The sequence below is a fragment of the Oenococcus kitaharae genome, assembly GCF_025758695.1.
Lineage (GTDB): Bacteria > Bacillota > Bacilli > Lactobacillales > Lactobacillaceae > Oenococcus > Oenococcus kitaharae_A.
The window spans coordinates 170,826-190,354 of the sequence record NZ_JANJQP010000002.1 but is presented as its reverse complement, the minus strand read 5'-3'; the positions used below and the strand labels follow the sequence as shown (position 1 = coordinate 190,354).

Annotated in this window: 23 protein-coding genes and 2 tRNA genes; 8 read left to right on the top strand and 17 right to left on the bottom strand. The window is 40.6% G+C overall.

What is annotated here, in order from left to right:
• Nucleotides 1–56 precede the first annotated feature (56 nt).
• The 14 genes from tig to NRF22_RS04300 all read right to left on the bottom strand — a co-directional run bounded on the left by tig (nt 57) and on the right by NRF22_RS04300 (nt 12,107).
• Nucleotides 57–1,376 (bottom strand): trigger factor, encoded by a 1,320-nt coding sequence (gene tig / locus NRF22_RS04365; protein ID WP_263779399.1) that lies wholly within the window; start codon nt 1,374–1,376, stop codon nt 57–59.
• A 193-nt stretch (nt 1,377–1,569) separates the two neighbouring features.
• Nucleotides 1,570–2,082: a uridine kinase gene (locus NRF22_RS04360; protein ID WP_263779398.1), complete on the bottom strand. Its 513-nt coding sequence runs from the start codon at nt 2,080–2,082 to the stop codon at nt 1,570–1,572.
• 66 nt (nt 2,083–2,148) lie between these two features.
• Nucleotides 2,149–2,781 carry an ABC transporter ATP-binding protein gene (locus tag NRF22_RS04355; protein ID WP_028291815.1) on the bottom strand — a complete coding sequence of 211 codons (633 nt, stop codon included), beginning with the start codon at nt 2,779–2,781 and terminating at the stop codon, nt 2,149–2,151.
• 8 nt (nt 2,782–2,789) lie between these two features.
• Nucleotides 2,790–4,943 (bottom strand): hypothetical protein, encoded by a 2,154-nt coding sequence (locus NRF22_RS04350; RefSeq protein ID WP_263779397.1) that lies wholly within the window; start codon nt 4,941–4,943, stop codon nt 2,790–2,792.
• 130 nt (nt 4,944–5,073) lie between these two features.
• Nucleotides 5,074–5,367, bottom strand: a complete 294-nt coding sequence (locus tag NRF22_RS04345) for a lactococcin 972 family bacteriocin (RefSeq protein WP_007744680.1) — start codon at nt 5,365–5,367, stop codon at nt 5,074–5,076.
• A gap of 197 nt (nt 5,368–5,564) precedes the next feature.
• Entirely contained in the window at nt 5,565–6,437 is an 873-nt protein-coding gene (locus NRF22_RS04340) for a helix-turn-helix domain-containing protein (protein WP_263779396.1), read from the bottom strand.
• Between the two features lie 272 nt (nt 6,438–6,709).
• The gene (locus tag NRF22_RS04335; RefSeq protein WP_007744684.1) at nt 6,710–7,582 is read right to left on the bottom strand and encodes a helix-turn-helix domain-containing protein; all 873 of its coding nucleotides are present in this window, start codon (nt 7,580–7,582) and stop codon (nt 6,710–6,712) included.
• Nucleotides 7,583–7,804: 222 nt separating this feature from the next.
• A complete protein-coding gene (locus NRF22_RS04330; protein ID WP_263779395.1) occupies nt 7,805–8,581 on the bottom strand; it encodes a hypothetical protein in 777 nt (258 codons plus the stop codon).
• Nucleotides 8,578–9,201, bottom strand: coding sequence for an ABC transporter ATP-binding protein (locus NRF22_RS04325; RefSeq protein ID WP_007744686.1), 624 nt, complete (start codon nt 9,199–9,201; stop codon nt 8,578–8,580). The genes NRF22_RS04330 and NRF22_RS04325 overlap by 4 nt, the downstream gene beginning before the upstream one ends.
• A gap of 10 nt (nt 9,202–9,211) precedes the next feature.
• Entirely contained in the window at nt 9,212–9,841 is a 630-nt protein-coding gene (locus tag NRF22_RS04320; RefSeq protein ID WP_007744687.1) for a hypothetical protein, read from the bottom strand.
• The gene (locus NRF22_RS04315; protein WP_007744688.1) at nt 9,829–10,530 is read right to left on the bottom strand and encodes a hypothetical protein; all 702 of its coding nucleotides are present in this window, start codon (nt 10,528–10,530) and stop codon (nt 9,829–9,831) included. The genes NRF22_RS04320 and NRF22_RS04315 overlap by 13 nt, the downstream gene beginning before the upstream one ends.
• On the bottom strand, nt 10,527–11,225 hold the full coding sequence (locus tag NRF22_RS04310) for a hypothetical protein (protein ID WP_007744689.1): 699 nt from the start codon (nt 11,223–11,225) through the stop codon (nt 10,527–10,529). The genes NRF22_RS04315 and NRF22_RS04310 overlap by 4 nt, the downstream gene beginning before the upstream one ends.
• Before the next feature lie 114 nt (nt 11,226–11,339).
• Nucleotides 11,340–11,771: a DUF2712 domain-containing protein gene (locus NRF22_RS04305; RefSeq protein ID WP_007744690.1), complete on the bottom strand. Its 432-nt coding sequence runs from the start codon at nt 11,769–11,771 to the stop codon at nt 11,340–11,342.
• Nucleotides 11,772–11,939: 168 nt separating this feature from the next.
• On the bottom strand, nt 11,940–12,107 hold the full coding sequence (locus NRF22_RS04300; RefSeq protein WP_007744691.1) for a hypothetical protein: 168 nt from the start codon (nt 12,105–12,107) through the stop codon (nt 11,940–11,942).
• Between the two features lie 195 nt (nt 12,108–12,302).
• On the opposite strand from NRF22_RS04300, the gene NRF22_RS04295 reads away from it, so the two are divergent.
• From NRF22_RS04295 to NRF22_RS04275, 5 genes are all read left to right on the top strand, one after another.
• Nucleotides 12,303–12,722 (top strand): cytidine deaminase, encoded by a 420-nt coding sequence (locus NRF22_RS04295; RefSeq protein WP_007744692.1) that lies wholly within the window; start codon nt 12,303–12,305, stop codon nt 12,720–12,722.
• A gap of 143 nt (nt 12,723–12,865) precedes the next feature.
• The gene (locus NRF22_RS04290) at nt 12,866–13,132 is read left to right on the top strand and encodes a hypothetical protein (protein ID WP_263779394.1); all 267 of its coding nucleotides are present in this window, start codon (nt 12,866–12,868) and stop codon (nt 13,130–13,132) included.
• Between the two features lie 51 nt (nt 13,133–13,183).
• Nucleotides 13,184–13,504, top strand: a complete 321-nt coding sequence (locus NRF22_RS04285) for a hypothetical protein (protein ID WP_007745480.1) — start codon at nt 13,184–13,186, stop codon at nt 13,502–13,504.
• Between the two features lie 180 nt (nt 13,505–13,684).
• Nucleotides 13,685–13,924, top strand: a complete 240-nt coding sequence (gene mazE, locus NRF22_RS04280; RefSeq protein ID WP_007744700.1) for a type II toxin-antitoxin system PemI/MazE family antitoxin — start codon at nt 13,685–13,687, stop codon at nt 13,922–13,924.
• The gene (locus NRF22_RS04275; RefSeq protein ID WP_007744701.1) at nt 13,902–14,258 is read left to right on the top strand and encodes a type II toxin-antitoxin system PemK/MazF family toxin; all 357 of its coding nucleotides are present in this window, start codon (nt 13,902–13,904) and stop codon (nt 14,256–14,258) included. The genes mazE and NRF22_RS04275 overlap by 23 nt, the downstream gene beginning before the upstream one ends.
• Before the next feature lie 183 nt (nt 14,259–14,441).
• Here the strand turns inward: NRF22_RS04275 and NRF22_RS04270 are convergent.
• From NRF22_RS04270 to NRF22_RS04260, 3 genes are all read right to left on the bottom strand, one after another.
• Nucleotides 14,442–14,514 (bottom strand) — tRNA-Thr (locus tag NRF22_RS04270).
• A 70-nt stretch (nt 14,515–14,584) separates the two neighbouring features.
• Nucleotides 14,585–14,657 (bottom strand) — tRNA-Asn (locus NRF22_RS04265).
• A 122-nt stretch (nt 14,658–14,779) separates the two neighbouring features.
• A complete protein-coding gene (locus NRF22_RS04260) occupies nt 14,780–15,430 on the bottom strand; it encodes a TetR/AcrR family transcriptional regulator (protein ID WP_007744702.1) in 651 nt (216 codons plus the stop codon).
• A gap of 133 nt (nt 15,431–15,563) precedes the next feature.
• Between NRF22_RS04260 and NRF22_RS04255 the strand changes: the two genes are divergently transcribed.
• The 3 genes from NRF22_RS04255 (at nt 15,564) to NRF22_RS04245 (ending at nt 19,526) form a co-directional block, all read left to right on the top strand.
• A complete protein-coding gene (locus NRF22_RS04255; protein ID WP_263779391.1) occupies nt 15,564–16,463 on the top strand; it encodes an ABC transporter ATP-binding protein in 900 nt (299 codons plus the stop codon).
• Nucleotides 16,463–18,076 (top strand): ABC transporter permease, encoded by a 1,614-nt coding sequence (locus NRF22_RS04250; RefSeq protein ID WP_263779390.1) that lies wholly within the window; start codon nt 16,463–16,465, stop codon nt 18,074–18,076. Before NRF22_RS04255 ends, NRF22_RS04250 begins: the two co-directional genes overlap by 1 nt.
• 82 nt (nt 18,077–18,158) lie before the next feature.
• On the top strand, nt 18,159–19,526 hold the full coding sequence (locus NRF22_RS04245; RefSeq protein WP_007744705.1) for an MFS transporter: 1,368 nt from the start codon (nt 18,159–18,161) through the stop codon (nt 19,524–19,526).
• Nucleotides 19,527–19,529 lie beyond the last annotated feature (3 nt).

The following is a 19,529-nucleotide window of genomic DNA, read 5'->3' as shown; positions in this document are numbered from 1 at the left end:
CATATTACAAATAGTTATGAAAGCAAATAAAAAAACGCTTAATGCGTTTTTAATGATTACTTCTTTGCAACTGCTTTAGCGTTGCTGACAATGATGTCAACGGCTTTTTGAATCTTCAAATCGTGGCTCAGAAGACCGGCAGAAATTGATTTTTCAACTTCAGCTTCTTTGATATTGTACTCAGTAGCCAGGCTCTTAACCTGGGCATTGATCTCATCGGCAGTTGGCTGCACCTTCTCGGCACGGGCAACGGCTTCAAGCACCAAATTAGTCTTGACACGGTTAGGCGCGCCTTCTGTCATCTGCTGAGTCAGCTGTTCTTGGCTTGTGCCAGTGATCTGGAAATACATCTGCGGCTGGATGCCTTGAGAAGCCAAATTATTGAAAAAGTTCTGAGTCTGACGAGAAATGTCGTCCTGCAATAATTCATCAGGCAACTTGTCAGGATCCAAGCTTGAAGCGTCAACCACTTTTTGGATGGCGGCATCTTCGAATTGGTCCTGGCTCTTGTCAGCTTTGTCTTTAGAAAGCTTTTCTTTGGTCTTGGCCTTCAATTCCTCAAGAGAAGAAACAGTATCATCAACATCTTTAGCAAATTCATTGTCCAAAGCGGGTGTTTCGAGTTTCTTCAATTCGTGGATTTTAACGGCAAAAACGGCTTCCTTACCAGCCAAATCCTTGGCCTGGTATTCCTTAGGGAACGTTACTTTGACATCGACATCGTCACCAGCTTGGTGTCCGACCAATTGGTCTTCAAATCCAGGGATGAATTGTCCTGAACCCAAGCTTAAGCTGAAGTTCTCAGACTTGCCGCCGTCAAAATGATTGCCATCAACAGCACCATTAAAATCAATCACAACCGTGTCGCCGTTCTCGGCTTTGTCGCCTTCTTTAGCAGGCACCAACTCAGCTTCGCCTTTTTGCAAACGAGCTAATTCAGCGTTCAATTCATCATCGCTGACTTCATCGGACTCTTTTTCGACTTCGATACCCTTGTAATCGCCCAACTTAACTGCTGGTGCCAAAACAACTTCAGCATGAATCTTCCAAGGACCGCCATGCTTTAAATCATCAGGAATGATCTGCGGACGGCCAACGACCGTGATGTCGGCATCAGTTACAGCCTGATCATAAACATCTGGCAGAATCGCATTGAGAGCATCTTCATATAGTGCTTCTTCGCCAAAACGTGCCAAAAACATGTCTTTGGATACATGTCCCTTTCTAAAACCAGGAATGTTGATTTTATCTTTTTGCTGATTAAAAGCTTCGTCCAAGCCACCGTTAATTTGTGCGGCCGGAATTTCGAAACTAAGAGTGCCTTTGTTGCCTTCGCCGGCTTTGAAAACGGCATTGGTCTTAATAATATCTACCATTATTCCTCCAGATACGTACCTATAAAATTATATCACTCGAAAGATTGCCTTCATTTATTACCTTTATATTAGTAGGAAAGAAGACCTATTTTGCAAAAACGGACATAGATAAAGCCTGTTCAAGTGACTATATCCTTTAATAATTGCATTTTTCAGCATAACAAAAAAAGACCAAAAGGTTTTACAAAATACACTATTTATCCAAAGGTTTTCCCACCGCAACACCAATATCTTGACAGATGATTTTCAATAAATCATCAGGACTGACCGTCTCATCGATGATTCTTTCTTGAGCAAGCCCGAGCAAGTCATGTGGAATGAACCAAGCGGCCATTTCCTTTTCGCCAAATGTCGCTCCCTGCTTGCTTTGATGTCTTTTTAAAGTCTCTTGGAAAGGCAGATCATAATAATAAGCAAAGACATCGTCCTCCGGCAATAAAGTCTGGCGCAGCATCTGACCATATTTGCTGCTAGGCAGGATACCCTCTAAAATGACGTAATCACAGTGTTGCTGACCATAAATCAGCATATTTTGAATTAAGCCGATTGCTAAATTATGCGGTTTGTCGGCTACCTTCAGCATGCCGCGGCGCACAAGGTCTTGTGATATCAGCAAATTGCCGGATCCTAATAAAGCATGCAAACGGTTAGCGACAGTCGTCTTCCCGCTGCCAGAATTTCCGCGAATCACAATCGTTTTTGCCATCTGTCCTCCTGCATGGAGATTATTCTATGGCAGAACACGACAGAAAAGATCATTTTAGTCAGATCTTCACACAATTTCAATCACACGGTCAGTCTGTTTGGCAACATCGGGATCATGAGTCACAATAATCACAGTCTTGCCTTGTTTGTGCATAGCGGTCAAAAGGCTCAGTACTTCATCGCGATTTTCATGATCCAAAGACCCAGTCGGTTCATCAGCCAGCACAAGATCACCTGGCTTAATCAAAGCCCGCGCAATGGCGACTCTTTGCTGTTCACCACCCGAGAGCTCGAAAATTTTCCCTTGGCTGTACCCTGATAAGCCCACTTTATCAAGCGTGGCAGCAATCAAAGCTTTTTTCTGTGCCTTGCTGGCTTTATAATATTTCAGCGCCAGCATCAGATTATCCTCGGCTGTCTCAGTCTCAATCAAAGCAAAATTTTGAAACAGATAATTGATTTTATCGCGGATCATGATTTGTGCTAAACGCGAATTGGCTTTAATATTCTTCTTCCCAAAAAACAAATATTCACCGGCATCAAAATTCTCAATCAATCCCAGGATATTCAATAAGGTCGATTTCCCCGAACCGCTCGGCCCTGTAATCGCCAGCAATTCACCAGCTTGAATCGTCAAATCAAAATGATGAAAAACGGTTTTCTTGCCAAAACTTTTTTGTAAGTGCCTCATTTCGATGATCGTGTCAGTCATGATTGTTCCCCTTTCAATGTCAGTGCTAGACTACTTTTCTCTCTAATTAGAATGAAGGCAACCGATATAGCGGCATCTAGCGCGATCAGCAGCAGGACAAAGGGAAGCAGCAGCATGGAACGCCCAAATATCATGATGGCCGCTAGCTGAATAATATATGAAGCGGCAAAACTGATAATCTCTGTCCGGTAGCGGTCAAATAATTTAATTCCTAATAAACGCTCAACGGCCAAACGATTAGCCTTGCTTTGGATAATGCAGGCTAGTAGGAAGATTGAAGAGACAAGGCTTAGGAAAAAGACAGCCAAGGTTACTGCTGATGAACGGTTAATTACTTCTGTATCAGTGGATGCCTGATCGGCCAGTAACGAATTATCTGTGACAAATTGCAGCTGCAGAGGCCTAAAGAAATTAGAATGGCTAATTGTCTTGATATTGCTGCGATTAGCAGCAGTATTTTGGATTTTGATCGGATTGTTAATCCCGTTGTTGGTTAATATGATTTTTTCAAAAAAAGTCGCATTATTGTCGTCGAAAATCTGAAAAATAGGTTGAGCAAAATTATCTTTAGTATCAGCCCTGTATGGGAAAACCGAGAGCTGAGGGTCATCGTAGTAATCAATCTGCACCGGAATATCAGTCAGATTAGTCCGCTTTTCTTCAGCCGAAGATAAATCACTGAAAATAAGATTTTGACACAGGTACTTAGTCTTAGCCGCTTGTTTTTTATAGGAAGCAGGTACTATGAACTGGCGGATATTACTTGGATTTTTTCTTAATTCCAGCTGTCGATTATGAAAATGCTTAAAATAATTTTTGTTGACCGTCATGACTGGAAACTTTCTGCGTGCGAAATATAAGGATTGATTTTCTTTCTTTTGCGCGCCGCCCGTAGCGTATGGTTTAGTCATCTCACCATTTATGTATACGGCATCAGTTGACCTTTCTAGTTTTTTAAATAACACAAATAATTTGTCCGACGTTTGGTGTCCCCCTAACAAACTATCCTGAAATTCACTATTTGATTCGTGATACTGATTGAGCGTCAGGACTCGACCGTTTTTTTGCCAGCTGCGATTAAACGCATTCTGCTGCATCAGCGCATGTACATTATTGCCAATAAAAATCAGTAAGGCAGTAACCAACAACATCATGACGCCTTTCATGATCAGGCAAAGAACATTCCCCAGTCGAAAATTAAGAAAATTCTTCAATAATTTGCTAATTGTCACTTGCTTGATCGTTAGATAGACAAAAGCATTTAGGATAAGAAACAGAAGCAGAATGAATAATTGCGACATAAGTAGAGAAACGAAAAAGCCACTGGGCCGATAACGGAAATAAAACCAAGCTGTCGCATCAATTAACATAGATACTAGGATAATGACGCATATGTTCGTTTTAATAAAATCCCAAAAAATCGACCTGTTGCTAATACCATTAAGTTTCTTAATCCCGATCTCTTTGATTTGTGCCAGGGGCGTGTAGATGATCACAATAGCCAAAACTAATATAGTCATCACAATAATTAGGACAAACAGCATCAGTGAAATATTGATAAAGCTAGTGCCGCTGCCATAGCTGGACGTTAACAGCACCTTGGGACTAACGGCAAAAAACTGACTCAATTTATTGACAACGGCCGTCTTATTAATTGATTGAGTCGAGGAAACTGTATAAGTGCCATTGAGCGACTTGTCATCTTGGCGATAATAGCGGGCCATTGTCTGAAGCTGCACTTTATTAGCTGACCAAAAGACGGGGATAGACGCCGCTTGATAGCGGCTGTCAGTTTTAAAACTTGTGTAGATACTTTGGCCATTTTTAAATAAGTTGTGCGGACGAAGATGGAATTGTTGAAAAGGAAAACTGCTTTTTTCAAAAACAACCGACTTTAAGACAACATCACTATTCTGTCCTTTTGTATCTGTCCTAAAAATTGAGACTTTTTCTTTATCGGCTAATTGCCTGAAAAAGGCCAGTTCTTGTCGGGCAGTTCTATTTGTATTCGAAATATAAAACTGGAAAGAGGATGGCGTCTGCCCCAGATTATTAACAGTGATATAGTCTCTAGTCTCGTAAATATTGATGACAAGAAAACTGGCAAATATAAGCGCAATCAGCAAGCACAATGACGTAATTTTTTTCATGGCAAGAACCCTCTAAATGACCAAAAAGTCCATAATAACTGTACCACTTATTGTAGTACAGTTATTGAAAATAAACAGATTATTTTGAAATAACCTGTTTGTTCTGGATGAATTATTTGTTCATACCAATCTAAAACCCATAATAATAACTCATTCTAGTTGGGGGAAAGTGTTGGATACTGGCTTTAGACCAGTGGCCAGCTGCTCCTGTGCTTGTATTTGTTTCCGACCCTCTAACAACTTTTGACCAGTGCGACCTGCTACCATGATAATAGTTCGAATAACCATAGTCACCATTCCACCCCACGCCATAGTTCCAGGTGCCTCCACTAACATTTGCAGCAAGAGCAATCGTGGAAAAACCAAAAGTACCAACAGTCAAAGTCACAATGACAATTTTTTTAATTTTGCTTCCAAAAGTCATATTTAAGTATCTCCAATCATAATGATCAATAAACAACAAAAGTTCATAACTAATTAGATCAAGGTATCGCGCACTAAGTTCGATACCTTAGCTTCTTTATACAGCGATCTGTTAAGCACAGATCAAAATTATCAGATACTATCAAAAAGCACTTTTTAAATCTTTTTTTAGTAGCAAAAAACGAGTTCTTCACAAATTTAAAAAGGGTGTTCTTGGAGAAATTTTTCTTGATATTCTTCATAAGAGGACGCTAATTGCTTAGAGCCAATAACTCTTAACGTATGAATAAGCGAACTATTATCTTGTAATGCATCAGAATTTTTAGATAAAAGATTTTTGAAAAAAGCCAACTTGATTCGAATCACGCTTGCTTCTTGACTCAATTGAGCATTCTCAAAAAATCTCACTAATTGTTGTGCCCCGGCTAAATCGTTTCGATTTAACAACACTTCTACAGCATTTACAATTGCCGTAAGAGCATACTCTTGATTATCATGCACATGAGCCATCTTGCTGATCTTAAAAGCAAGCTCCTTCATGATCGAATGAATCATTTGAGAACTTAAAATGGTCAGACAATTATTAAATATACTAATTTGAAAATTGCCCCAGTTTTCAACTGCCATCAAATAATCAAATAGCTGATTATTAATCTCGGGTTCTACAACAAAATTAGGATCCAGATCTTTAATCAAAGCAACCACCACCGCTTGTATCAATATGCCAAAATTACTTTCCTCGTTTTGATATCGTTTAGCAACATCATCCAGAGCCTCCCTTAGGCTTCTGATATCTTTATGAACATAATCTTGGTAGATTTTGTTTATTAAATCCTGGTAGCTGCGGCCAAAATCTGGTTCAATTAACTGAATAAACTCATCAGCGCTTATATGTAGCCTATCGAGGAGCATTATTACTTTCGCAAACGAAAGGTTGAGATCACCTTTCTCAAATTTATTCAATGACGAAATAGAAGTAATACCAGCAACGAGGTCAGGCCCCTTATATTTCTCTTCTTTCCTCAATTGCCTAAAAGTTTCACCGATTTTTTTTGCTTCTAATTTCACCATAACTCTAGAATAATATAATAATAAGGTGAGTGCTGGATTACAAAAATAAAAAATTGAATCCCGCACGACGAGGCAGAATCAAAATGAAAAAAGCGAGTTCTTTAATTTTGCTCATTTTTGGCGTAATTATTGTAATCGGCGGCAGCCTTCAAGCGGAACATAAATCTAAGCCAATCGTGTCCGCTCAGCAATATCTCCAAAAATAAAAATCTATGTCTTGGAAGTATATTGAAAGTTCGATCCGTCTGAAGTGGTTTTGTTGTACCCTAAAATCAATTATTCTGACTATAAAACTCATTCATATAAGCCTGGTAAGCAGCAGCTAATTGTTTGGAGCCGAGCCGATCAAGTGAAAGGAGTAAGGCACCATTACTTTTCTTGGCCTCCTCAGCGTCTAAGAGTAGAAGATTTTTTAAAAAAATGAGTTTGAACCGTGCCAATAGAGAAATCTCTGGGATATCCATTGACTCGATATCGTTCACCAATTCCTTAGCATAGATGAAATCTTTTCGGTCAATCATGGCATCAATCGTGTTGACTAAAGCTAATAATAAATATTCTGAATTTTTTGAGTTTAACCTATGCTCCTCGTGCTGAGTAATCATCTCTTTAGCCATGATCTCAATCACGCGTGAGCTGATAATCGTCAAGCAATTGCCAAAAACCGTGATTTGAAAATTCTGCCAGCCACCAACTCTCAACAAATAGTTGGTCAAGTCCGAAACAAGTGCTTGATTAACTGGATAGTTGTGATTCAAATTCTTCAATAAAGCCATCGTTGTGGCAGCACATACGAGATCAAAATGGTCTTTATTAGACTGATACTGATGCAAATGAGATATAAAAATGTCCTCTAAATCAACCAGCTTATTCTCGCTATATAAAACATTCATCTGATTCAAAAAAATTTGATACTCATTATTGAAATTAGAATCTGTGATTTGAACGAAATCATCCAAATCAACATGCATTTTTTCCAGTAATTGAACCACTTTGATAAAAGACAAATTCACATCATTTTCTTCAAATTTATAAAGAGTCGAGACAGACAAAATACCATCTGCCACGGTGCTTGCAGAATATCCCCGCTCTTTTCTGATGGTTTTAAATTGTGTGCCTAGTGAGTGAGTTCGAGGATCATACATAGCTCTATAATAGACGAAAATGAGTAGCTTAAAATGAAAGGATTGCTTATGAGGAAATTCAGCGAAATTTTGAAAATGTTAGTCGGCATTGTTATTATTGTTGGTACTAATCGTATTATTAATGGTCTTCAGGTATTTTACGAGTTACCTCAACAGTGAGTGCAAAAAAGCAAGGGACTATGCATCCCTTGCTTTTTCAAAACATCATTTTGTCAACACAAATTACTTTTTAATAGGTGTCAAAAGAATTTTTAGATTTGGATCAATGACATTTGTCATACTGACTCGTATAAGGCGATTTTTTTGGACTCTCAAGAGCCCTTCTTTCATTCCTGCATCGTGTTTACTTGGTCCTTTATAGAGTCCCACAAGGAAATGATCTTTTTCGACACTTTGCATGACTGTAGAACCATCATACTTTGTTAACTCTAGGCTTAAATTTGTACCTGGCTTACCATCTGTAGCATGTGGCTCCTGCACAGACATCTTGCCTTCATACGTGACATGATAACTGCCCACCGGAATTTGAACGTCGGGTAAGTAATTACCCGGATTAGTAATGACATAACTATCGCCTTGTTTCTTTAAGGGACTAAATTTCGTCGGTGTTAATTGAATAGTTCTACCAGCTTCTAAACTAGTTGTTAAATTACCTATTAAGAGCAGTCCTTGCTCATCCAGCTGAGGTGTCAAACCATCCATGTTGAAATATTGTGTTGTCCCCCCAGTCAGGTGTGCATCATAAAAACCAGGAATTACTTTTATATCAGCGATCGTTTTGCTATCGATAGGCCCTGTCAGAGTTATGGCTTTGGCTGGATTCCTGTTTATATAATTGTTTGATTGGCCTGCCTTACCGACTTTTTTAACCTTAGGCACATAATTTCTGGCAGCATTTTGGCTGATTCTTTGGCTCAAAAAATTGTAGCTTAACAGCCCAAAGAGGCCAAGGACAATGATAATGAAAGCAATTAAAGAGGCTTTTTTACTGCTTCTCATACTAATTTACCTTCTTCCATATTGAAGACCTGATCTGCCAAGATGGACAAGTCTTCTGGATTATGACTTGCTAGAATAATCGTGGCACCGGCTTCCTTCTCCGCTTCAAAGATTCGGCGCATTTCTTTCACGCCCTCAATATCAATCGCATTAGTCGGTTCATCTAATAAAATCAATTTCGGTTTTTCAAACAGGGCTTGCGCAATCGCGGCCCGCTGCTTCATACCTAAAGAATATTGACGCACCTTTCGCTTATCTGTAGGATCCAACCCCACGCGTTTGATTGTCGCATCAATCATTTCCGGACTAGCCACTTTGCGAATTTTAGCCAGTAAAAGGAGATTTTTTCTTAAAGTGAATTCCGGCAGAACATTATTGTTTTCAATGAGCAAACCAAGTTCAGACGGAAAATCAATATCTCGGTGCAGGACTTTCCCATCAATAGTAATACTGCCTGAGTCCAAACGGATTAAGCCGGCAATCGCTCGCAGCAGCATCGTTTTGCCAGCACCGTTTCGGCCTTTTAGCCCATAAATTTTGCCAGTCTCGAAGGTCAAAGATAGATTGTCTAAGACCGTCTTATGGTTAATGGTTTTGATAATATTTTTAACTTCAATCATATGTATCTCCTTAGTGTGATCCAAAAAATTCTTTGCGTTGCAAAAAGAGGGCCGAGATGCACAAAACACATATGGTTGCTACACAAAGACCCAAGTAGCTCCATATCGGCACAGCGATGTGATTAATCAAAAAGAAGGCGGCCAGTCCAGCTGGTAATCGAAAAACTAATAAAGCTGTTAATAAAATCGCGCTAATAATCAGTAAGGCTGGGCCCGGTGAAAATAGCAGTTCAAATAACATATATAGACTGGTAAAAAAAATGTAGCCCATAATTAATGAAAAAAATTGTGGCCACAGGGCATTTTTTTCAAAAATGAAAAAGTCAGCCAACAGAATAAGCAGAGGATTAATAATTAAAATCATGACATTTCGTAAGTAGGTCTTCACGAGTAAATGCCAACGTGCCTTATAACGAATCAATTGATTCAGCGTGGCACCCGTCTCCCACTCTTTGACACTACCAACAATTGGCAAAAAACTAGTTAGTAACAAACCAAAAAAGAAGATGCGAGTAACAAGACTAACGTGCATATAATCAAAAAAATAGACAGCTTGGTGGCCTCGGCTCTGCATCAAAAAGGTTAGTAAGACCATCACGCTCAAGATAGCAAAGCGTAATCCATAGTTTACTTTATCCATTCGCGTCTCCGAATACTGTTTTGAAAAAAAATGTATAAACAGAAAAGAATAACTATATAAATAAATAAACCAAAAGTAGCGTAGCTAATTCCCGCTCCTAAAGCGTGAGGCGCGGCAAAAAGGGTTACTTGGGTTTGAGAAAAAATCGAATTGTTCAAAAGAGGCAGAGGAAGATAGGCAATCACAGCCATCACAGTATTGATAATTAGTCCTATTAGTATAGAAGACCAAGAAGTATAATTCATCACAATTTGTACAAGAGAGATAATGATTAATGTCCAGCCCAGAGATAAGGCGACCTGTAACGTCCATAGAACTAAAAAAGTCACCAATTCTGCACTACTTGGATTAAATTGAAAAATACGAGTCCAAGGTAACAGCCAATAGATTAAGGCAAACACAAAAGTGAGCTTCAATGTCTTAATCATATACATACGGGAAAGTAGACTGCTTTTTTGTAGACGTACAACAGTCTGCACCGGAACCGCAATATTGATCGACCAATAAATAAGGAAAATAACTGAAAAAACCGTCTGCCAGTTAAGCCGGTAAAAGTAGATACCACCAGCTTCAGATGTTAACCAATCTCGATAAGTAATGGCCGACCAAGAGATACCAAAGACATAGCAGATGACCAAGAACAGAATCATCAGGAGAGTCGAGAACAAAAAGCGTGGATTTTTAATCATTCCAGTTCTCCTCGTTTGCGCCAAAAATAAATTGCCAAACTAAAAATCGCCAAGATGGCAAGAAGGTCTATCCAAGCATTCGCCCAATCTCGAACAAGTACCAAAGGTGCAAAGGTCTGAACCAAGGTCCCTATATTGAAAATTTGGCTACCTAACAAGACAGTAGCTAAGACTGTAACGGTTAAGACTTGATAAAAGCGATTCAGGATCAAACTAAAAGAAATCATCAACATGCCGACTAGAAAAGCGGCCAACAAAAACAAAGCTAGATAAAGCCAAAAGGTTGCCGCAGGATGCCGAAATTGCCAGAGTAAAAAATCATATTTAGGTATTTTTGGTGCAGACTGGAACATTTGTGCTTGACCATCCCATCTCGTAAAAGGAAATAATCTCAAAATATAAATGAGCAGGGCGTTCCATAATAAAGGCACAGCGAATAAAATCACACTGCTAATACCAGCACCGATATAATGGCCGCGCAGAAACTTGGCCACACCTACCCGACTCGCCACGTTATAAGCTTGGCCGGACTCAAAATCATTTAGCAAAGCAAAACCAGATCCCAACAAAATCCAGACGGGAAATAAACCAATCGTGAAAGCAATCAATAAATGACCGATATATGCCGCAACCAAACTGCTAGCCATAAAAGTTGAGAGCCAAGCAATTTTTGTGAAAGATTGTCCACTTGCCATTACGACATGTTGGATCGCATCAACGCTAGTTATGACAGTTAACACAAACAAAACGCCCCAAAAGCGTTTTGTCCAAATAATACGTTCTAAGCTATATCTAATCATAATTAATAGTTACCAAGTCTCCTCATCCCATGCACCAGTGATATAAAATACAGATGGTGTCCAAGTAGGATTGAATACTGCCATGCGGACATTCTGTTGACTTGCGTTAGAATAGGCTCCGCTATATACATACGGATAAGCTGGACCGGTATAGGCATTTTTGGTCGGCGAAGCAAGTGCTCCATTCTGCGATCCGTATAAATGAGCCGAATAGTAAGAGCCATTGCCTTCAGTTGAAGTATACACACCAACTTTCCATGGATTCGCCGTGGACTTCGTTTGTCTATAGCGCCAGCCTGTTGTTGATTCCTCCTGATAAGATTGGATTGTAAAAGCAAATCCAATATTGTTGTCAGACGCAAAAGTCGGTAAAGCGACACCGGCAACCAGTGAAAAAGCTAATACAAATAATGCAATATACTGCTTACTTATGTTTTTCATAAAGCCTTCATTTTTTCTCAAAAAATATAATTTATTTTGAGAAATTTTCTCCTTTTTTAAAATTCGGCACTTTATTTACAGGTGCCTTGTTTTTATTTATACCACGGCTTTTTTATTTTGGGAGAACTTAGCAGGATATTGATAAAAATCGAGCATTTTTTCAATCATTTATTCTTTTTTACTAAAATGCTCGCCAATCACACTCACAGCGATGCAAATAATCACGAGAGCCACATCAATAACTTGAGCGTTAGGCACGCGATAGAATTGCAGCAGCAACACGGCGGCTAACAAAATAACGATCGGCAATACTTTAAAGAGAAAACTTTTCTTCACGAGAGACTTCCTTATACGATATGAGACATTCCGACTAATTCCTGCCGATGTTTCATCATCTTGCATTAATGATACCGCTTTCAGTATTACCTCACCGTTCACCCTACGCATGGGTCTCAATTATACATGACAGCATTTTATCGACTTCTTAAGCAGCCGGCCATCTTTGAGAGAAAATGAGAACAGGTATTTAAAATGAACAAAGAAATTGTACAAGAACAAGCGTTATTTGACCAGGTGAAGCAGAATTTAGAAGCACATTATCCAACAGGCTGGGGTGGTTCCGCTGGTGTTTTACTGGAAGATGGTTCAATTTTGACCAGTATATCACCGGATTTTCCCAACGCCGCTTCGTCCGTCTGCATGGAATTGGGTTCTTATCTGCAAGCGGCCAATTTGAACAAAAAAATAACTCACAGTCTGTGTTTGGTCCGGGAAAACGAGAAATCAGCTTTCCAAGTATTGACGCCTTGCGGTATTTGCCAAGAACGACTTAACTTTTGGGGCGACCAGGTTCTTTGTGCGGTTGAGATTGACAAACATCATTCAGTCCAATATCTTCCTTTAAAAGAACTCCAGCCGCATCATTGGCTGAATGTGTATCGGGAACAGTAGAAAAAACCAATAATTTTGTGTTACTAATCCGTGGCGCAACACCAACGCAACAAATTGTTGTGCTTTTGATGTACTAAGCCAGTGTTCACATGTTACATTAAAACTAATCCAAAATAGGAAGAAACAGAACTATTAATATTTATATGAAAAACTTAAAACAACTAACAAAATCAGCTTTAGCTTACGTTCTGTTGTTCGTTATCTTAGATTTGCTTATCATCTTTGGCTTGCGAGGCGTGATCGATCTGATTGCTGGACGAGGATATCGCTTCTCCAACTATTTACAGCATAGTTGGATAGACAGCCTTCGCACCTTCATCTTCTTTTTCTTTTGGGGCTGGGTCGAATATGTTTACCGAAAACACCAGGCTAAAAAACGAGCACTTGCCAGTAACACTAATCCTAAATGAAAACTGACAGAAGAATGATCTAGATAATTCCTTAGTCATAGGAGCTGATTATTGATCAGACAAGACAAACAAATTTTACAATTGCAGATCAACAACAAAGAAACAGAGATTCAAGTGACTGGCCCTCTAGCTAAAAAGCTGAGTTGTTTAACAAAAGTCAAAGCCGGCAACATTGGAAAAATCAATGATTCCCCTTCAGCCAATATCAGTCTTGATCATCAACTACGCCGAGTCCTCACTGAGGCCGGCATCCCCTTGCTGCAAGCTTATCGAGTTATTCGCCTGCTATCCGCTGATGTCCTGCTGCAGATTCTCAGAGCATATGACATCAGCGGAAAGCCAGATGGCCTAGTTTTGACAAGAAAATATTGAACCAAGTCAGCACGTAGCAAACAGCATAGACTTTTCCTGAAGCTCAGTTCGAGAGGCCTTAGAGGGTCGTAGCTATTGGTGACTTAGCTGTCTAAGGCAACATGAAGACCGGTGTTTTTTGCTTTTCAAACAGTCCTCGTATATACTTAATATATACAAAGACATACGGGGGTTAACGCAATGATTGGTGCCACAGTTAAAATTAGAAAATCCGGCAACTCAAATATTCTGACACTGCCTAAAGAGATAAAGCCAACTGCCAAAGAGTTTACCGTTTTCCAGGGTCGTGATGGTGAAATTGTCTATACACCCAAGAAAACCAACCCTTTCAAAGATGAAAAATGGGTCCAAGCACACGAACACTTAACCCAAAAAGAAGCGTTTGGAGGTTCGGATTTTGACACCGAGTTCTCAGATTAACTATATTCCGGATCAGCAGGATATTATCTATATTGACTTCAATCCCTCCGTCGGTGAAGAAATTAGAAAACGCCGTCCAGCTCTCGTTCTCAGCAGCCAAAATTATTCTCGCGTGACTGATTTAGCTGTCGTCTGTCCAATAACAAGTTCCGAAGATAATCGTTTGAAAGATTTTTTCATTCCTGTTTCTGGCGCTTCCACCGTCCACGGCTATATCAATCCACTGCAATTTCATACTTTCGATTACAAAAAGCGTCATGCACAAAAAGTCGGTCTGCTTCCCACCTCATCTTTTATTGAGGCTAAACAGACTATTTTGGATCTTCTTGAATAGTGGTCATGAAAAGTTCCTAATTTAGGAACTTTTTTCTGTCGAACAAACCCAGGAGACGAATTACTGCTTTTAGAAAAGCTTTTATGAGTTAAACGACTGCCGCGCTTTTTGTGTACAAACATACAAAAACAGCGTTATATCAAGCTTTCTTACACTTGATATGACGCTGTTTTATAAATATGCTGCCGACTGGCGGGTTCGAACCGCCGACCCCCGGTTTACGATACCGATGCTCTACCAACTGAGCTAAGTCGGCTAGACTTATTAGAATCTGCCCAAGCATTTCCAATAAAAAACGGTTGGCTGTGAAATCAACCGACCGCAAACTCCGACTGTCGGGCTCGAACCGACGACAACCTGATTAACAGTCAGGCGCTCTACCAACTGAGCTAAGTCGGAATAATCATGTTGCTGAACAACCATTTAAGTTTAGGGCATTTTCAAACGCAGGTCAAGCAAATTAACCCAACAACTTATTCTACTATAATATTCAAAAACAGTGGCCATCCTCATGACGAAAATCAGTTTTCATACAGGTCCTTTAACATTTCCTGCCGTTTATCATCATTGACATTCAGCAAACCAAAATAAAACAAATCAGTCAATTGTGTCACCCAGGTCTTCAGATCAATTCCCTGCGCCCAGCGGCTATTCTTCGGATCGGCAAAATAACTGGTCCAAATCTTAAAATACAGCATCAGCGATTGATCATTGATTCGCGAAGCGATATAGCCGCTGCTTCGGACCTGGGCGATCATATATTGCCAAAAAACGGTCAATTCCTGTTCATAATAGTCATAAATCTCGTGATCGCCATTTTGCCCTTGGTATTCGGCGACAACATCTTCAAAAAATACTTTGGAGAACTCCCGCGTCTCTTGTTGGGAAAACTGAATGACTTTTAAGAAATTTTGCGGCTGATCGACAGACAAATCAGATAGGGCTTGTTTCATATTTGCCAATTCACGCTGGATCAAATCTTTCAGTAAAGCCTTAAAAAGCAGCCGCTTGGAAGCAAAATACTTATATAAAGTCACTTGCGATACGTGAGCCGTCTGGGCAATCTGACTCACTTTGGCAGCTTGATAACCAATCTGATTGAAAACAGCATAAGCAGCTTGTAAAATTTTGTCCCGTTGCTGGGACTTATTTTTTTCGCGTTTTCCTGACATGACTGAGCTTATTATATCGCTAAACTGAGCTATTTTTCTAAAAAGTGAACTTTAACAATAAAATATTTCATTTTTTATTGACTTTCTGCACAAAACAGTCCAAGATATTCTCGTCAGCGGAAAGGACAAGAAAATGGAAACAGTTTTGCATATTAAACATCTACAAAAGAATTTTGGTAAAACGCAGGCTTTAAAAGACATTAGCTTCGATGTACATAAAGGCGAGGTCTTTGCTTTTATCGGCCCCAATGGTGCTGGAAAATCGACAACCATCCGAATTGCGTTGGGATTATTAAAAAAATCCGGCGGCGAAATCAGTTTGTTTGGCAAGGATGTCTTTAAAAACCCAGTCGAAATTCACAAGAATCTCGCCTATGTACCCGGAGACGTCAGCTTGTGGCCGAATTTGACCGGTGGTCAGACGATTGATCTGCTTTTAAGGCTCGGCGGCCAAAAGCGTTCGCACAAGACGTGGGACTTAATCAAAGAATTTGATCTTGACCCTAGCAAAAAGAATCGTACCTATTCTAAAGGAAATCGGCAGAAGGTCGCCTTGATTGCGGCTTTCTCAGCTGATGTCGACTTCTATATTTTTGATGAACCGACCAGCGGCCTTGATCCCTTGCAGGAATTGAATTTCCAACAAGAAATTCTAAAGCTGAAAGCAGCTGGTAAGACAATCCTGCTCTCATCACACATCTTGTCGGAAATTGAAAAAATCGTTGACCGTTTGGCCATCATTCGACAGGGCAAAATCATCGAAGTCGGTGCTTTGGCCGATTTGAAACATCTTTCTGCTTTGAATGTCAGCGCCCTCGTCAAAGAAAAAGCGGATAAACTGGCTGCAATGCCTGGGGTACGAGCTTTCAAACAAGATGGCAGCCGGATTAATTTCACGATTGACCGCGAACACCTGTCAGAAATGATGCAGGTGCTGGCGGCTCTCTCCGTGACAGATTTACAGGTCACACCGCCAAGCCTAGAAGAATTATTCCTTCACTTTTATGATGGTGGCCAAAAGAAGGTGAGCTGATGTTTGCAAACATGTTTTCAAAAAACGGCTTAATCTTAAAAGCAGCACTCAAGCGAGACAGCACTTTTATCATCGTGTGGATCTTAGCAATTGCGGCCACGCTTTTAGCCGGCGCCAGCAAATTTAACGGCATCTATGGCAATAGAAAAGCGATCGCGTCTATCATTGTTACTTTAAAAACACCTGCCATGACATCCATTTTTGGTGTACCACCCACGGGCAGCGGCATTTCGACGGGTCAAATTTTTATCGCTATGATGCTTGTCTTCACAGGGATATTCACAGTGATCCCAAATATTTTATTGGCCGTTCGAACAACACGTGCCCAAGAAGATAAGGGTGTTACAGAAATCATTCGCGCAACAGCTGTAGGCAGGCTGGCGCCCTTCTCAGCCGCTGTTTTAGAAATAATCATTTTTAATTTGATACTGATGATTATTTCTTACCTGTCCATATGGGCTGCCAATATAACCGGTATGACCTCTGAAATGATTTCGCTTTTCTCCTTAGAGACGGTCTTAGTCGGCTTGATGTTTGGTGCAGCTGCCTTGTTGGCAGCTCAAATATTTAATAGTTCCCAAGCTGCCAATTCCGCCAGTTTTATCTTTTTCGCTATCTGCTACGCGGTCCGTATGGCGACCGATGTCAGCGCAGCCAAGTGGACTTGGTTATCCCTGTTCGGATGGGTCGAGTTAGGCAAAATAGGAACACAAAACGACCTGAAAGTTGTGTGGCTGATGCTCGCCTTAACCGTCGTATTTGCAGCACTGGCCTTCCAAATTGCTGGCCATCGTGATTTGAACGCCGCTTTAATCCAAAGTGGGCGCGGACCAGTAACTGCACCGCGTTTCTTATCCAATCTCAATCGCCTTTCCTTCTACCTTCAAAAGTACATCGCTCTAATCTGGATTTTTGCCAATGTTGCTACCGCCGCCATGTATGCATCGATCTTCCCGCAAATCAGCGATCTACTAAAAATCAATCCCAGCATCGCTCAAATTATTGGCAGTGATCAGGTCAGACAAGTCAGCAGCCAGATCCTGCTGCAGTTCATTGCCATGATCAGTTACTTCCTTATATTATTAGCGATCATCCCCGGCATCCAGATGATTGCAAAAATCAATTCCGACACGGCAAAAGGTCTTACGGAACTGGTTTACGCTAAGAAGACTTCTCGTGGCGGACTACTCCTGAGTTATGTCCTCCCCGCCTTGACCACGACCATCTTGGCTGATCTGGGTGCGGTATACACAATGGCGTTGATAGGAAACGCCTTGTTAAAACACGGTCTTCCCATTAGCCATTTCAACGAATTGGCACTTGGCCTGATGCCGGGTATTTTGACCTTCTTGGCTCTGGCACTATTCTTAATTGCTTGGCTGCCTAGAATTGTGTCAGTCTTATATGCCTACTTAGGACTGTCTTTCTTCCTGCTTTATTTTCACAACATGCTAAAACTGCCGAACTGGGTTTTGACCGTCACACCATTAGGCTGGATGCGTGATTTACCAGTGAAGAATATCGACTGGCCTCTTTGGTGGCTGCAATGGATCATCATGATGATACTAGTCGTCATATCTGCTTGGGGTTTTTACCGTCGCGATCTAATTTAAAAAGGCTCTGTTATCGCAGAGCCTTTTTATTTATAATCAAAACAGCGACGCATACAGTGTACTAGTAAAGAAAGAAGGATTAATGCCAAATTTATCAAATAAACACAAGAAATTTTTTATCAACTTATTATTAGCAACCAGTTTTACATTTTCGATCAGTCAGTCAGCTATGACAACCATTTACCCGACTTTAATGCAGCGTTTTTCTGTACCGATTGCAAGTGTCCAGTGGTTAACGACAGGCTTTATGCTGATCATGGTCTTGATGATGCCTTTATCGCCTTGGTTTTTGAAAAATCTGCCCTTTAAAAATTTTTTGTTAGCTTTACAGCTTATTTTTATGGTTGGCACCTTAATTGCAATCTACGCACCAAACTTTGATCTGCTGATGGTAGGCCGCTTATTAGAAGGCATCTCGGTCGGACTCTTATTTCCCAGTTTCCAGTCTGTGATTCTATCGATCACACCATCGGAGAATCGCGCCGCTCAAATGGGGGCAGTCGGATTGGTGATGGGTTCTGCGTTAGCTGTTGGACCAATTGTCTCCGGTGTCATTTTGCAGGCTTTTAATTGGCAATCCGTTTTCGCTTTTTTCTTACTAGTCCTGCTGGTCTTATTTCTGCTGTCCCTCAAATATATCAGTAATGTCATGCCGAAAGAACCTTATCATTTCGACTGGATCTCATCTTTATCTTTAGTGGGGCTGTTAATGGTCTTATACGCTTTGCAAACATTATCTTCAGGTATCCGTGTCTGGCTGCTCATTTTATTAATTGCCGGTCTTCTACTAACTGCTTACTTTGTTTATCGGCAGCTGACAGTCAAAAATCCCCTCTTGGATTTGCATGTACTAGCCAAGTCTGCTTTTCGGCTTGGCATGTTTCTGACGGCTGGATCCTATATCGGTTTAATCGTGACAACGGTTTTAATGCCGCTGTATTTTCAAAGAATCCTGAATTTGAATAGTCTATGGTCAGGCCTTTTAATGGTGCCGGCGGCGTTAAGCTTAAGCATTTTGAACCGCCGCTCGGCCAAGGTCATGGCACAATTTGGTCTGAAACGCACCATGCTGATTGGTGCGTCCATGATCTTTATTGGCTTCGCAGGTCTTTCATTAATCGTTGAACTGAAAAACTGGTTGTTTGCCGTCATCTTTGCCGCATTGGTTGAATCAGGAAACGCCTTTATGATGATGCCGGCCGTCACTTATGCAAACAACGCTTTAGATGATGACTTGATTCCCCACGGCACTGCTTTGATAACCACCGTTAGACAAGTAGCAGGCGTCATCGGTGTCTTAATTGTGAGTCAAGTGCTGTCCGTGGTTTCTCGTCCTAGACAAGTCTCAATGATCGGGATGCTGGCTGCTTTGATCGTATGCAGCGTCTTTGCTGCGATTTTGTTGTATCTGGTCTTGCGGATTAAACGGCAAAAAACCACTAATGTTTAATCT